Raw genomic sequence first — 13,670 nt, 5'->3', positions numbered from 1 at the left:
GAGTGCCGACGGCCGGCCGGAGGCCCGTCGAGCTGCGACAACGCAGCTGGCGCGCCCGGATCGGGCCGCGCAGGATCGGTGGGTCGAGGCTCAGTCATCGCGGTCGTCTCTCCGCTGGTGGCCGGGATCGGGTGAGGGAGACGCAGGCGCGGTCTCCAGTACGAGGCCGGCCCTGGCCGGCACCAGGCAGGCCCGTTGGCCGGGCCGTCCGTCGACGGTGATCAGGCAGTCGAAGCAGACACCGATCCCGCAGAAGAGCCCGCGCGGCTGCCCGCCCCGCGTGGTCCGCCAGGAGCGGACGCCGGCGTCGGTGAGCGCGGCGCCGACGCTCTGGCCGGGCCGGGCGGTGAGGGTCCGGCCGTCCAGGGTCATGGCGATCGGGTCGTTCATGCCGGCGTCTCCCTGAGGACCTGGTCTCCGAACCGCTCGGGGGCGAAGGGGGTGAGTTCGAGATCGGGTGCCACCCCGCTGAGCGCCTGGGCGAGGAGCTTGCCGGTGCCGACCGAGAGCCCGATGCCGGCACCCTCGTGACCTGCGGCATGCCAGAGCCCCGGCGCGCGCGGGTCGTGCCCGATCACCGGGAGGTGGTCTGGGCAGTAGGGCCGGAAGCCCAGGTAGCTGCGCATCACCGAGGTGTCCTTCAGCGAGGGGTAGAGCGTCAGGGCCTTGGCCGCGATCTCGCGCAGCGCGGGCAGCGACACGGTGCGATCGAAGCCCACCCGCTCCCGCGAGGATCCGACCAGGATCGTGCCGGCTGCGGTCGACTCGATCACCGTCGAGGTCTGCAGCCCCTCCTCCGAGCTCTGGGTGCTGGCGACGTACTCACCGGCGTAGACCTTGTGGAACACGGTCGGCGGCAGCGGCTCGGTCACCAGCACGAAGCCGCGTCGTGGCATCACCGGCACGCGCACCCCGGCCAGTGCGGCCACCTCTCCCGCCCAGGTGCCGGCGGCGTTGACCACCGCGCCGGCGGTGAGGTCGCCGCGGTCGGTGCGCACTCCGACCACCCGGTCGCCGTCCCGCAGGAGCCCCGTCACCGTGGTGCCCGTGCTCACCCCCGCCCCGGCTTCGCGAGCCATCCGGAGCAGATGCGCGGTCACCAGCATGGGCTGGGCCTGGCAGTCCTGCGGGTAGTGGGCCGCGGCTGCGAGTCCGTCGGTGAGATAGGGCTCGTAGTCGGCGATCCGGTCGGCCGGGACGTCAGTGACCTCGATGCCCGCCGCCCGCTGCCGCACCGCGAGCGCGCGAAGCCCCTCGGCCCCGGTGGAGCTCGCGGCCACGACCAGGCCGCCCTTGCGCTCGAACTCCCACAGCCCGGCGTACTCGTCGAGCTCGCCGGTCCAGACGTCGTGGGAGTAGAGGGCGAGGTCGAGCTCGGGACCGGCCTCCTTGTCCGAGACCAGCAGGTTGCCCTCGCAGGCGCTGCTGGTGCCGCCGGCGATCTGGCCGCGCTCGAGGACCTGGACGGTGAGTCCGGCCCGGGTGGCGAACCAAGCCACGGCCGCACCGACCGCACCCGCACCGATCACCACCACGTCGGCGCTGCGCCTCATCGATCCTCCTTCGCCGTGCAGCCGTGGGCTCGGCGGGCGTGGGTACGGCGCCCCGATGGCGGGCGGCACGATCCGCACAACCTCATGCTCCTCACGTCCGCGGACCCCTCAGAGCTCGAAACCGGCCGGGAACGGGTCGCTCGGGTCGAGCATGTACTGGGCGGTGCCGGTCACCCAGGCGCGGCCGGTGATCCGCGGGATCACCGCGGGGTAGCCGGCCACCTCGGTGGTCTCGACGAGACGGCCGGTGAACGAGGTGCCGATGAACGACTCGTTGAGGAAGTCGGTGTCGAGCGGCAGCTCCCCTCGGGCGTGCAGTTGGGCCATCCGGGCGCTGGTGCCGGTGCCGCACGGGGACCGGTCGAACCAGCCGGGATGGATCGCCATCGCGTGCCGGGAATGACGTGCCGTGGAACCGGGCGCCTGGAGATAGACGTGGTGGCAGCCGCGGATGTCCGCGCGTGCCGGATGGACCGGGAGGTGTTGCTCGTTGATCGCCGACATGATCGCCAGGCCGGCGTCGAGCAGGCGTCCCTTGGCCGCGCGCTCGAAGGGCAGGCCGAGGGCGTCGAGCTCGACGATGGCGTAGAAGTTGCCCCCGAAGGCCAGGTCGTAGCCCACCGTGCCCAAGCCCGGCACCTCCACCGTCTGATCCAGGGCGAAGGCGAAGGACGGGACGTTGGTCAGGGTGACGCCGGTGGCATGGCCGCCCTCGACGGCGACCTCGGCGACGACCAGGCCCGCGGGGGTGTCGAGGCGGACCGTCGTCACCGGTTCACTCACCGGGACCATGCCGGTCTCGACCAGCACCGTGGCGGTGCCGATGGTGCCGTGGCCGCACATCGGCAGCAACCCGGAGACCTCGATGAAGAGCACCCCGAAATCGGCGTCCGGTCGGGTCGGGGGCTGGAGGATCGCCCCGCTCATCGACGAGTGCCCTCGCGGCTCGCACATCAAGAATGTGCGCAGGTCATCGTTGTGCTCGATGAACCAGGTACGGCGCTCGGCCATCGTGGCTCCCGGGAAGACCCCGACCCCTCCGGTGATCACCCTGGTGGGCATCCCCTCGGTGTGGGAGTCGACGGCGTGGATGACGCGTGTGGTCCTCATCGCACACCAGCCTCCAGCACACCGTGCCGCTGCGCCGCGGCGGTGGCCACGACGAGGTCCTCCCAGGCCATGCCCACGCCGGTGTAGACGGCGGGCCGGCCGGGCGTTCGCGCCATCCGGCCGGTGACGAGATCGGCGAGGTTGGCCGGGGCGCGGTCGCCGGCCCACTCCGCCGCCGGGCGGGCTCGCAGCAGGTTGCCGGACTCGCGCATCGCCGAGGCACGCCCCTCCACGACGAGGTCGCTGCGCAGGACGAGTTCCGGCGGCAGTTCCCCGATGTCGGGACCGTGGGCACCGACCGCCGCGATCACCGCGTCGTCGGGCACCAGGTCGGCGTCGAAGAGCGGCTCGCTCGAGGAGGTGACGCACACGACCAGCGCGGCGTCACGAACGGCCTCGGCGTCGCCCACCCGGGTCGGTATGCCGCGCTCGGACCAGCGCTGCGCCAGGGCCTCGGCGGGTGCGGCCCGGCGGCCGACGACGGTCACGTCGAGCGGACCGAGGACCTCGCGCAGGTAGGCCAGGTGCCGGTCGGCCTGTGGGCCGGTGCCGAACACGACCACCGGCAGCGGCGACGGCGCCACCGGCCCGAGCCCGAGCAGGTGCTCGACCGCGAGCACCGTGGTCGCCGGCGTACGGATCAGGGTGAGCTCGACACCGTCCATCAGCACCACGGGGGCGAGGTCATCGCTGCGGATCAGGGCGTAGATGCCCTGGATCTTCGGCTTGCCCCGGCCGGGGTTGTCCGGCGCGACGGTGAGTGCCTTGACGCCCGACCAGGTCCCACCCTCGGTGGGCATCAGCAGGAACTCGCCGCCGGGTGCCGGCGAGAACAGTCGCGGACTGTCCTGCTCGGGGTCGACCTCACCGGACTGGAGGGCCGCCTCCAGAGCGCGGACCGCCTCCGCCCCGCTCACCGCGGCGGCGAGGTCGGAGCCGGTCAGGAAGGGGAGGGTCTCCATGGATCAGTTGTAACCCTTGGCGACGACAGCCTTGGTGTCCGCCGCGATCCGCTCCACGAGTTCGGGCGAGAGGGCTCGGCGCGGCGGCCGGCAGGCACCGCCCTTGCGGCCCGCCACGTCCATGGAGAGCTTGATCGCCTGGACGAACTCGGTCTTGGAGTCCCAGCGCAGCAGCGCGTGGAGTTCGCGGTAGAGCGGCAGCGCGGCCTCCAGGTCGGCCGCGACACCGGAGGTGGACAGGTCGTAGAGCCGGCGGCACACGTTGGGCAGAGCGTTGGTGTAGCCGGAGATCCACCCGACGGCGCCGGCCAGGCCGAGCTCCAGGGTGACGTCGTCCGAGCCGATCAGCAGGTCCAGCCCGGGCGCCAGTTCGGCGATCTCGTAGGCCCTGCGCACATCCCCGGTGAACTCCTTGATCGCCACGATCAGGCCCTCGGAGTGCAGCTCGGCGAGCAGGTCCGGGGTGAGGTCGACCTTGGTGTCGTAGGGGTTGTTGTAGGCCACGATCGGCAGGCCGACCTGCGCCGCCGCGCGGTAGTGGTCGATCACGGTCTCACGGTCCGCGCGATAGGCGTTGGGCGGGAGCAGCAGCACCGAGGCGGCCCCCGCGTCGGCGGCCTGCTCGATCCAGCGCACGCTCTCCCCCGATCCGTACGCCGCAGCGCCCGGCATCACGCCGAATCCCTCGGGCGCGGCCTCGACCGCCGTGCGGACCACGCGGGCCCGCTCCTCGTCGGTGAGGGTGTGGTACTCCCCGAGCGAACCGTTCGGGCAGACGCCGTCCATGCCGTTGGCGGCCAGCCAGCTCACGTGCTCGGCGTAGCCGTCGTAGTCGACGGACAGGTCGTCGTTGAAGGGAAGGGCGGTGGCGACGTACACGCCACGCCAGGGCTGCGCCGACTGGTTCATTGGGTGACTCCTGATCTCGAGCGGACCATCATATTATGTGACATTGCACTGATCTCGGCAAGAGGTGCACCGGTCGATCCGTTCCCACCGATCGACCGGGCGGAGCGACCGGGCCGACCGACCGGATCAGAGCAGCGCTTCGACCCTGGCGGGGTGGAGGGCGTACTCGAGCGCGAGCGCGGCGCAGCCCACCAGGCCGGCCGAGTCGCCGTGCGTGGCGGGAAGGAACACCAGGTCGCGGGTGGCCGTCGCGCTGGCCCGGCTGAGCACGCTCTCGCGGACGCCGGCCGAGTAGAGGTCGAAGGCCGCCGCCATGTCACCGCCCAGCACGATCGCCTGCGGATTGAGCAGGTTGACCGCCACGGCGAGCAGGTCGCCCAACTGGCGCCCGCTCTCGCGCAGGAGCGATCGGGCCACGCCGTCGCCGGCCAGCGCCGCCGCGGCCAGGTCGCGGACGTGCCCGGCCTCCAGGCCGGAGTCGACCAGGCGCTTGACCAGGGCCCACCCGGCGGCGACTGTCTCCAGGCATCCAGCAGCACCGCAGCGACAGGGCAGTTGGCCGGCCACGTCGACCCGGGTGTGCCCGATGTCGCCGGCGAGGCCGTGCTGACCACTGATCACCCGTCCGTCGGCGAGCACGCCGAGGGCGATGCCGGTCGAGGCCTTCACCACCAGGGCGTTGCGGAGCGGACGCCGAGTGGTGCCGAACAGTTCGGAGCGGGCCAGCACCTCGGCGTCGTTGGCGACCTGGAAGGGGACGCCGTCTGCGGTGCCGAACGCGGCGAAGTACGGCGCGAGCTCGACCCCCTCCCAGCCCCGCATGGCGGGGTTCTCCAACCCGACCTGCCGGACCGGGTCGATCGCGCCCGGCAGGCTCATCCCGATCCCGAGCACCGGCCCCGGCAGCGGCGTGACGGCGGCCAGCATCGCGGTGAGCCGGTCGACCAGCTGGGGCATCAGCTCCGGAGCACTCAGACCGACCACGTGGTCACGCGTGTCACCGGCCAGCTCCCGGCCGGCCAGATCGAAGACGGCGAGCTGGCTGCGGCTGCGCCCGACCGCGACGCCGAGCACGACGCCGGCGTCGGGGTTGAGGGTCAGCTGCCCGGGCAGCACCAGGCCCGCAGCGGTCAGCTGCTCCAGGCGGCGCGCCACCCGCTCCTCCGAGAGTCCGGTCAGATCGGCGAGCTCGTCGAGGCTCGTGGCACGACCGGTGCGAAGCAGCTCGAGGAGTTCACCGGCAGAGGACATGCGCACAGCGTAGTTGCCGCCCCTCAGCCCCGGCCGCCCGCCCGGAAGCAGTCCGGGTGGTGCGGGTCGAACAGTCCCAGCGCCTGCATCAGAGCGTGCATCGTGGTCGGTCCGACGAAGCGGAACCCGCGGCGCTTGAGCTCCTTGGACAGGGCCGTCGACTCGGTCGTCACGGTGGCGTCGTACGGCGGTGCGACGGCGGGTGCGAACCCCCGGATCAGCGCCTCCAGGCCCTCCTGCTCGCGCACGGCGACCACGGCCCGGGCGTTGCCGATGGTGGCCTCGACCTTGGCGCGGTTGCGGACGATGCCGGCGTCGGCGAGCAGCCTGGCTCGGTCACTCTCGGTGAAGGCGGCGACCGTGTCGGCGTCGAAGCCGGCGAAGGCCGCTCGGAAGGCGGGTCGCTTGGCCAGGATCGTCGACCAGGACAGGCCGGACTGGAAGGCCTCCAGGGTGAGCCGTTCGAAGTAGCTGCTCTCGCGCCCGGTGTCGTCCCCGGTGCCGGCCGGGACCGGCACACCCCACTCGGTGTCGTGGTAGTCGCGCATCGGCCCGGGCCCGCCCGCCCAGGGGCAGCGCACCAGGTCTGCGGCCGGGGCGCTCATCAGCGCCGCTCGCGCAGGCGCACGCCCTGCGGCATCGGGGGTGCGGGGATCGGCGGGAGGTGGTCGCCGACCACGACGCCGTACCGCCCCGCCCGCACCAACTGGGAGTCGGACACGACCGCACCGTCGACGGTGATCTGGTCCTGCCAGTCCCGGCGGTAGCCGAGGATCTCGTCGTGGTCGCGGCCCACGAAGTTCCACCACATCACGATCGACTCGCCGAACGGCCGTCCACCGAGCAGCAGCAGCCGGGTCCAGCGCTCCCCCGCGACGAAGGTGAGCCGGGTCGCGCCAGGTGGCAGGTAGGCGAGCTCGTCGGACCCCACCGGCGAGGCGGTCGGGCCGCCCTCGGCGTGCACCGTGAGGGCGCCGGTGTCGACCAGGACACCGTGCTCGAAGCCGGGCTCGACCGGCACCTCCAGCGAGGTGCCGGGGTCCAGCAGCACCTCCGCCCCCACCAGCGGTGTGAAGGTGTGCACCGGCGAGGTGTCCCCCAGCAGCGACCCCACGAGCACCCGGACCGACCATCCGGGACCCGTCACCGGGGTCGGCACGTGATGCTCGAACCCGGGCTCGGAGTGCCGGGCGGAGTCGGGCAGCGCCACCCACAACTGGGCACCGTGCAGGACGGGGAAGGCGTCGTCGGAGACCTCCGAGTGGCTGATGCCCCGGCCGCCGGTCATCAGGTTGACCTCTCCGGGTCGCACGCGTGCGTGGTGGCCCGCGCTGTCACGGTGCTCGACCTCGCCGGTGAACAACCAGCTCACCGTCTGCAACCCCGTGTGCGGGTGCGGCGCGACCTTCATCCCCCCGGTGGCGCTCACGTCGTCCGGGCCGTAGTGGTCCAGGAAGCACCAGGCTCCGATCAGCGAGCGGCTCCGGGACGGGAGCGTACGGCGCACCGTCATCGCCCTCGGGCCGCCCAACGGCACCTCCCGCGGAGCGATGAGTTCGATCTCGGCACCCCCGGCCGTCTCGCACCTGATCTCGTCGGGGCGGGTCTCGGTGTTGCTCACCCCGCCATTGTGGCCTCCGGGCGGTCGGCCCGTCTGCCCGTCCACAGGTGTCACCCGAGAGTTCCCGAGAGTGCCCCGTTGCAGACCCGCCGGTGAGCGGTTTCAGGCCCCGGTCGTGTCGGCGTCACGCCCCGTTCATCCGGTCGCGGCACGGTGCGCAGGTGCGGATCGCCCAACTGGCCAACTTCGTCGGACCCACCTCGGGCGGCATGAAGACGGCGCTCACCGCCCTCGGTGCGGGATACGCCGAGGAGCACGACCGCCTGCTCGTCGTACCCGGGCCGGTCGACTTCCGCGAATCCACGCCCGCCGGGGAGGTGGTCCAGCTGCGCGCTCCGCGGGTGGGCGGCGGGTACCGGCTGATCGTGGAGCCCTGGCGGGTGATCGACGTCCTGGAGGAATGGGGCCCCACCTCGGTGGAGCTCAGCGACAAGTTCACCCTGCTCCCGGTCACCCGCTGGGCCCGGCGCAACCGGGTCGGCTCGGTGCTCTTCTCGCACGAGCGGCTCGATGACCAGATGAGCCTGCGCACCGGTCTCGAGACCACCACCAAGGTGTCGGCCGGACTGCTCAACCGGATCCTCGTGCGCGCCTTCGACACCGTGGTGGTGACCTCGCTCTACGCCCGCTCGGAGTTCCAGGCGCTCGCCGACTCCGCCGGCTGCCCGATGACCCGGGTGCCGCTGGGGGTCGACCTGGCCACGTTCACCCCGCAGCCGATGGATCGCCCCGCCGGCGACGTGCTCCGGCTGGTGCACGTGGGCCGGCTCTCCCGGGAGAAGTCACCACAGCTGGCGATCGAGACCGCGCTGGCCCTGCACCGGCGCGGCGTACTGCTCCGGCTCGACGTCTACGGACAGGGCCCGCAGCGCGCCGAACTGGAACAGCTCGCCGCCGACGCCCCGATCCACTTCCACGGTCACCTCACCGAGCGGGCCGAACTGTGCCGGCGGATCGCCGCCGCCGACCTCGCCCTGTCGGTGTGCCCCGGTGAGACCTTCGGCCTGGCCGTCCTCGAGGCCCTCGCCTGCGGTACGCCGGTCGTCACCGCCGATCGTGGCGGCGCACGGGAACTCGTCGACGACGCCTCGGGTGCCTGGGCCCCGCCCGAACCGGAACAGCTCGCCGACGCCGTCCTCCGCCTCGCCGCCCGGCCCGTCCTGCGCAGACGCGCCGCCGCACGTGCCCGCGCCGAGCAGTTCCCGTGGCGGCGCACGATCGACTCCATGCTCGATGTGCACGCCTCGGTCACCACCCCGCTGCCGGACCTGGTGGCCCGGTCCGGCTGACCCGGCCGGTGACCGCTCTGCCGGCCGGGCGGCTGCCGGACGAGAAGGGCGCGTCGGCGCGGTCGACCGCACCTCGGCCGGGGGGCTGTCCGCCGGGGCTCCGCCGGCGGAGCGATCCGCGGATCGTCCGGCAGGCTCCTAGGTCCCGATCGGGCCGGGTTCGGGCTCGGGCCGGGCGGCCGCGCCGCCGTCCCGGTCGGGCAGGCCGTCGGGCAGCCAGCCGGCCTCCACGATGCGGGCGACCCGGTCCCGGGCCCGGGGGGTGAGTAGCAGGACGGCGAAGAGCGCGGCCACGATCACGATGGCCACGACGATCACCAGGTAGGCGCCGTGCAGCGAGGAGTCGAGCGGGGCGACCAGTCCGAGCAACACCGAGAGAACCACCAGCCCGGTGAGCTGGAAGCGGCGCAGCGGCAACGCGGCGAGGAACGGCAGCGGCCACATGAAGTACCACAGGTGAACGACGGCGCTGAGCAGGACGGCCGCCCCGAGCACCAGCGCCATCCCCGCCAGCGCTCGCTCACGCCGCCCGGTGGGCCAGCGCAGTGCCACCCCGACGGCGATCGCCAGCGTGGCGACCATCCCCAGCCCGCGGAGCAGGCTGACCAGGGCGTCCTCGGGGAGGCCGAACCCGAGCAGCGCCCCCACCCGTTCCAGCAGGTCACCGACGACCGTGGTCAGGGAGAGCGGCGTGTGCACGCTGCCGGGCACGCTCAGCGCGCGGACCCAGCCGAGGCCGAGCCCGGACAGGACCCCGAGCACGATGAGGACCGCCACCGACACCGCTGCGCAGCCGGCCAGTCGGCGGACCCTGCCGGCCAGCCCGGCCTGGAGGCCCAGGGTCACCAGGGCGACGCCGATGCAGACCAGTCCGCCGGGGAGTTTGACCGCTGCGGCGAGCCCGCCGAGGAGGGCGCCGTACACCCAGCCGTGCTCGGCCGCCACCACCAGGGCGGCGGCCATCAGGCCGGCCATCAGCAGGTCGTTGTGCAGCCCGGCCACCCCGTTGGCGATCATGAACGGCGAGGCCAGCACCAGGGCGCTCGCGAACGCCGGGTTGACCCCGCCCCACTCGGCCAGCCGTGGCATCGCCCAGGCCAGCAGGGCCAGCCCCGCCAGGGCGATCACCCGGTGGCCGATCACCAGCATCAGCGGGTTGAGGGTCGTCTCGGCGAGGGCGCCGCCGAACCACAGCGGCAACGGCCCGTACGGCGCCGGGGTGTGCTGCCACATCGGGTCGACCGCCTCGGTCACCGGCCGGAGGCCGAGGATCGCGGGGCCGAACCGGTACGGCGACACGTCGGCGGAGACCATCGCCCCCTGTGCGGCGTAGGACCACCCGTCGCGCGAGAACAGCGGCGGCGCGATCAGCAGCGGCAGGCTCCACAGCAGGGCGGCGAACCGCACCAGGTCGAGGTCCTCGGCCACCCGGGCACCGCCGGACTGGCCGGTACGACGGGTGGACACCTGCCGGCACAGGGCCAGCCAGGCGTGCGCCAGCAGGCCGAGACCGAGGAGGACGAGCGCGAGCCCGGCCATCCGGCCCGCCGCGTGTTCCCGCAGCGGCAGCAACAGGTCCGCGGTGGGACTGGCAGGACGGAGCAGCGCGGTGGATCGCGGCAGGGTCGCCACCACGAGCCCTCCCCCGAGCACCAGCAGCGAACCGATCAACCCACGGGCGAGCACGTGGCGAGGCTACGATCGCCCGGCTTCCCCGCCGTGAACGGCGCGTGGCCACCCCCGGAACGACTGGTGTGAGCTCGACCCCGGCACCACTCCGCCCACTCCGCCCACTCAGCCGCTCAACCGGCTCGGCCGGCCCCGGTCAGCTCCGCGGCCAACCCGCTGAGCGCGACATCGCCGACCAGTTCCCCGGGGAGGAGCGGCACCTCGTCCAGGAGGACGCCGGGGAGCCGGGCGCGGAGGAGGGCGAGCTGGGTGTCCTCCTGCTCACGCCTGGCGGCGAGCACCTCACCGGCCCCCGACGGGGAGCGCCGATTCACGACGAGCGCGCCGACGTCCACACCGAGACCGCTCAGCTGCTCGTGGAGGTCGAGCGACTCCGCGACGGGCAGGCGCTCGGCGGTGAGCACGATCAGGAAAGCGGTCAGCTCGTGGTCGCCGACGACGTCGCGCAGCCGGGCGAACCGCTGCTGGCGACGCTCCAGCACCTGCCGAAGCTCGGCGTGCCTCTCCGACGTCCGGCGGTCGGCCCGGCCCCCGCCCCGGGACGCCGATCCGCCCAACCCCTGGAGGGCCTCGCCGAACCGGTCCGACCGGTCGCGGTTGGCCAGCAGCGTCTCGGTCCAGACGGTGAGCTGCTCGGGGAGAGCCATCAGCCGCACGGTGTGGCCCGAGGGTGCGGTGTCGAAGAGGACCAGGTCGTAGTCGCGGGTGCCGGTCTCGACGGCCTCGGCGATCCGCTCCAGCACCGCCGACTCATGGGTGCCGGGGGCCTCGCGGGCCAGGGCGAGATGGCGTTCGGCAGCCCCGCGCATCCGCTCGGGCAGCAGCCGTCTCATGGTGACCCCGACCGCGGCCAGGTGCCGGTCGACGGTGCGCTGCGGGTCGATCTCCAGCCCGTCGACGTACCCCCCGACCGATTCCGCCTGGCCGGCCCGCACGTCCCCCGGGCAGATCGCCAGCCGGACCGCCGAGTCCCCCACGGTGCGGTCCCACAGGTGGCCGAGGTTGTGGGCGGGGTCGGTGGAGACCAGCAGCACCCGCGCCCCCTGCCGGGCCCGGGCCAGCGCGAGCGCGGAGGCGAGCGAGGTCTTGCCGACACCGCCCTTGCCGCCGACGAAGAGCACCCGGCGCTGGGCCGCCACCCGGAGTGCATGTGAGGTCATCGCGGTCCCCACGGTCAGCAGCAGCCGATGTGCTCGAGCGGGGAGCGGTCCAGGCCGATCCGGGTGTGCCACGCATGGAAGTCGTCGTAGAGGGCGGGCAGCAGTTCGGCCGACCAGTACGCCGCCGGGTCGGGCACCCCGAGCGACTCGGCGAGCACCACCAGCATGAACAGGTCGTCCTCCTCGCGCTGGGCGCGCGCGAAGGTACGCCGGTAGGGCCCGGCGTAGAACTCCTCCAGCCCGGCCAGGAGGGCCCGCCACCGCTCCCGGACGGTGCGCGGTCCGGGAGCGGGGACGGTCTCGGCGTTCATGCCCGCGGTTCCTGGGGAGCCATGGCCGGCTCAGTCCCGGGAGTCGGTTCCGACGAACGCGTCGGCGTCCTCCGGCTCCGGCGGGGCGTTCCGGGCCCGGTTCATCGCGATCACCGCCTCGAAGGCCACCCAGAGCGCGGCGATGATGATGACCACGTCGATCACCAGCAGCAGCCAGTCGCGGTCGTCCCACAGGCCTTCGAGCTGCACGATGGCGGCGTAGAACGACATCACGAACACGAACGCGAGCGGGATCAGGGCCGGCCACGGGTTGCGCCGCTTGCGCAGCAGCATGACCGCCAGGATGGAGAGCGTCAGGGCGGCCAGCAGCTGGTTCGTGGTGCCGAACAGCGGCCAGATCCGCATACCGCCCGAGCCGTCGGCCCCGGCGCTGAAGGTCAGGGCGAGCGAGACCGCCAAGGTGATCGCGGTCCCCAGCCCGTTCTTGATCCTCACGCCCACGACCTCGCCGGCCTCCTGCACGACGAAGCGGAGCAGCCGCACGCCGGTGTCCATGGTGGTGGCCGCGAAGAGCACCGCCATGGTGGCCAGGATGGTGGCACTCAGCGACGTCGGGATGCCGAGACCCTGGTTGACGATCTCACCCCCGCCGGTGACGAAGGCACCCACGCCGCCCTCGTTGAACGCGGTGTAGACCGCCTCCCAGTCGGCCAGGGTCTGGAAACCGGCGGTCGCGGCGATGATGGCGCCGAGGGCGAGGAGACCCTCGCCGACCGCACCGAAGTAGCCGACGAACCGGGCGTCCGACTCCTTGTCGAGCTGCTTGGCGGTGGTGCCGGAGGAGACCATGCCGTGGAAGCCGGAGATCGCACCGCAGGCGATCGTGACGAACAGCAGCGGCACGATGCTCGGCGTACCGGCGGGCACCGCGTCGTTGAAGGCCGGCGCGACGATCGAGGGCATGCCGAGCAGTACGGCGCCGTACAGGATGCCCAGCCCGATGAAGAGCTGCACGCCGTTGATGTAGTCCCGCGGCTGGAGCAGCACCCACACCGGCAGCAGCGAGGCGATGCCGGCGTAGACGAAGAGCGCGATGATCCAGAACGCCGCCGGCGACAGCCCGAGGATCGGGTCGGGCAGCTCCACCGGGTAGCGATCACCGACCAGGATGAGGGCGTACAGCGCCACCACGCCGATCACGGTGGTCAGGGCGAGGTTCATCTTCCAGCGGTAGATCATCTGACCGATCACGGCAGCCACCGCGATCGCGCCCCAGGTGGGGATGACCGTCGAGGGCGAGGCGATCAGCAGGTTGGTGATGACCACCGCGAAGGCCGCGACCACCATCAGCAGCAGCAGGAAGATGACCACCAGGAAGAGGTTGCGGCCGCGGGCGCCGATGTAGCGCCCCGAGAGCATGCCCATCGACTGACCGCGGTTGCGGGCCGAGGCCCACAGCGCACCCAGGTCGTGCATGCCGGCGAAGAAGACGGTGCCGAGGGTGACCCACAAGAAGGCGGGGAGCCAGCCCCAGATCACCGCGACCGCGGGCCCCACGATGGGGGCGGCGCCGGCCACCGAGGTGAAGTGGTGGCCCCACAGCACGAACTTGTTGGTCGGCACGTAGTCGACACCGTCGCTGAGCTCGTGCGCCGGGGTGGAGTACGCCGGGTCGAGCCGGTAGATCTTGGCGGACAGGAACTTGGAATAGAGCAGGTAGCCGGCGGCGAACATCGCCAGTCCGATGAGCATCAACACCAGGGCGTTCACGGCGTCCTCCATCACGCATCGAGCGCCGGTGGACGGGCGTCCACTGGGGAAGCGGCGCGACCGAACAGCATAGTGCGCGATGTG

Annotated in this window: 13 protein-coding genes; 1 reads left to right on the top strand and 12 read right to left on the bottom strand. The window is 72.7% G+C overall.

Going from position 1 to position 13,670, the window contains the following annotated elements; all coding sequences use genetic code 11:
* Positions 1-90: 90 nt before the first annotated feature.
* The 8 genes from G515_RS19570 to G515_RS0104860 form a co-directional block, all read right to left on the bottom strand.
* Positions 91-390, bottom strand: coding sequence for a (2Fe-2S)-binding protein (locus G515_RS19570; RefSeq protein WP_051217888.1), 300 nt, complete (start codon positions 388-390; stop codon positions 91-93).
* Positions 387-1,553, bottom strand: coding sequence for an NAD(P)/FAD-dependent oxidoreductase (locus G515_RS0104890; RefSeq protein WP_036554333.1), 1,167 nt, complete (start codon positions 1,551-1,553; stop codon positions 387-389). Before G515_RS0104890 ends, G515_RS19570 begins: the two co-directional genes overlap by 4 nt.
* A gap of 108 nt (positions 1,554-1,661) precedes the next feature.
* Complete coding sequence (locus G515_RS0104885) at positions 1,662-2,663, bottom strand: proline racemase family protein (protein WP_028659254.1); 1,002 nt, start codon at positions 2,661-2,663, stop codon at positions 1,662-1,664.
* Positions 2,660-3,625, bottom strand: a complete 966-nt coding sequence (locus tag G515_RS0104880; RefSeq protein ID WP_028659253.1) for an ornithine cyclodeaminase family protein — start codon at positions 3,623-3,625, stop codon at positions 2,660-2,662. Before G515_RS0104880 ends, G515_RS0104885 begins: the two co-directional genes overlap by 4 nt.
* A 3-nt stretch (positions 3,626-3,628) precedes the next feature.
* Positions 3,629-4,534: a dihydrodipicolinate synthase family protein gene (locus tag G515_RS0104875; protein WP_028659252.1), complete on the bottom strand. Its 906-nt coding sequence runs from the start codon at positions 4,532-4,534 to the stop codon at positions 3,629-3,631.
* 126 nt (positions 4,535-4,660) lie between these two features.
* Complete coding sequence (locus tag G515_RS0104870; RefSeq protein ID WP_036554328.1) at positions 4,661-5,785, bottom strand: ROK family transcriptional regulator; 1,125 nt, start codon at positions 5,783-5,785, stop codon at positions 4,661-4,663.
* A 23-nt stretch (positions 5,786-5,808) separates the two neighbouring features.
* Complete coding sequence (locus G515_RS0104865) at positions 5,809-6,390, bottom strand: DNA-3-methyladenine glycosylase I (RefSeq protein ID WP_028659250.1); 582 nt, start codon at positions 6,388-6,390, stop codon at positions 5,809-5,811.
* The gene (locus tag G515_RS0104860; RefSeq protein WP_028659249.1) at positions 6,390-7,406 is read right to left on the bottom strand and encodes a pirin family protein; all 1,017 of its coding nucleotides are present in this window, start codon (positions 7,404-7,406) and stop codon (positions 6,390-6,392) included. Before G515_RS0104860 ends, G515_RS0104865 begins: the two co-directional genes overlap by 1 nt.
* A gap of 161 nt (positions 7,407-7,567) precedes the next feature.
* Here G515_RS0104860 and G515_RS19565 point away from each other — a divergent pair, with 161 nt between their 5' ends.
* Positions 7,568-8,695, top strand: coding sequence for a glycosyltransferase (locus G515_RS19565; protein WP_051217887.1), 1,128 nt, complete (start codon positions 7,568-7,570; stop codon positions 8,693-8,695).
* A gap of 138 nt (positions 8,696-8,833) precedes the next feature.
* Here G515_RS19565 and mptB read toward each other — a convergent pair whose 3' ends face one another.
* The 4 genes from mptB to G515_RS0104835 form a co-directional block, all read right to left on the bottom strand.
* Positions 8,834-10,381 carry a polyprenol phosphomannose-dependent alpha 1,6 mannosyltransferase MptB gene (gene mptB, locus G515_RS19560; protein ID WP_051217886.1) on the bottom strand — a complete coding sequence of 516 codons (1,548 nt, stop codon included), beginning with the start codon at positions 10,379-10,381 and terminating at the stop codon, positions 8,834-8,836.
* Between the two features lie 116 nt (positions 10,382-10,497).
* Positions 10,498-11,544: an ArsA family ATPase gene (locus G515_RS0104845; RefSeq protein ID WP_036554488.1), complete on the bottom strand. Its 1,047-nt coding sequence runs from the start codon at positions 11,542-11,544 to the stop codon at positions 10,498-10,500.
* A 14-nt stretch (positions 11,545-11,558) separates the two neighbouring features.
* Positions 11,559-11,855 (bottom strand): cory-CC-star protein, encoded by a 297-nt coding sequence (locus G515_RS19555; RefSeq protein WP_036554325.1) that lies wholly within the window; start codon positions 11,853-11,855, stop codon positions 11,559-11,561.
* Positions 11,856-11,885: 30 nt separating this feature from the next.
* Entirely contained in the window at positions 11,886-13,586 is a 1,701-nt protein-coding gene (locus tag G515_RS0104835; protein ID WP_028659246.1) for a carbon starvation CstA family protein, read from the bottom strand.
* Positions 13,587-13,670: the final 84 nt, after the last annotated feature.

Origin of the sequence: Nocardioides insulae DSM 17944, from assembly GCF_000422825.1 — a bacterium.
Classification (GTDB): Bacteria; Actinomycetota; Actinomycetes; order Propionibacteriales; family Nocardioidaceae; genus Nocardioides; species Nocardioides insulae.
Note: the sequence above shows the minus strand (reverse complement) of the source record. Positions and strands in the feature narration are given on the sequence as shown.

What these genes read in the sequence shown, in the direction of transcription:
- G515_RS19555 (WP_036554325.1), bottom strand. Translation starts at nt 11,855, where the DNA reads ATGAACGCCGAGACCGTCCCCGCTCCCGGACCGCGCACCGTCCGGGAG.
- G515_RS0104875 (WP_028659252.1), bottom strand. Translation starts at nt 4,534, where the DNA reads ATGAACCAGTCGGCGCAGCCCTGGCGTGGCGTGTACGTCGCCACCGCC.
- G515_RS0104845 (WP_036554488.1), bottom strand. Translation starts at nt 11,544, where the DNA reads ATGACCTCACATGCACTCCGGGTGGCGGCCCAGCGCCGGGTGCTCTTC.
- G515_RS0104870 (WP_036554328.1), bottom strand. Translation starts at nt 5,785, where the DNA reads ATGTCCTCTGCCGGTGAACTCCTCGAGCTGCTTCGCACCGGTCGTGCC.
- G515_RS19570 (WP_051217888.1), bottom strand. Translation starts at nt 390, where the DNA reads ATGAACGACCCGATCGCCATGACCCTGGACGGCCGGACCCTCACCGCC.
- G515_RS0104890 (WP_036554333.1), bottom strand. Translation starts at nt 1,553, where the DNA reads ATGAGGCGCAGCGCCGACGTGGTGGTGATCGGTGCGGGTGCGGTCGGT.
- G515_RS0104885 (WP_028659254.1), bottom strand. Translation starts at nt 2,663, where the DNA reads ATGAGGACCACACGCGTCATCCACGCCGTCGACTCCCACACCGAGGGG.
- G515_RS0104865 (WP_028659250.1), bottom strand. Translation starts at nt 6,390, where the DNA reads ATGAGCGCCCCGGCCGCAGACCTGGTGCGCTGCCCCTGGGCGGGCGGG.
- G515_RS0104880 (WP_028659253.1), bottom strand. Translation starts at nt 3,625, where the DNA reads ATGGAGACCCTCCCCTTCCTGACCGGCTCCGACCTCGCCGCCGCGGTG.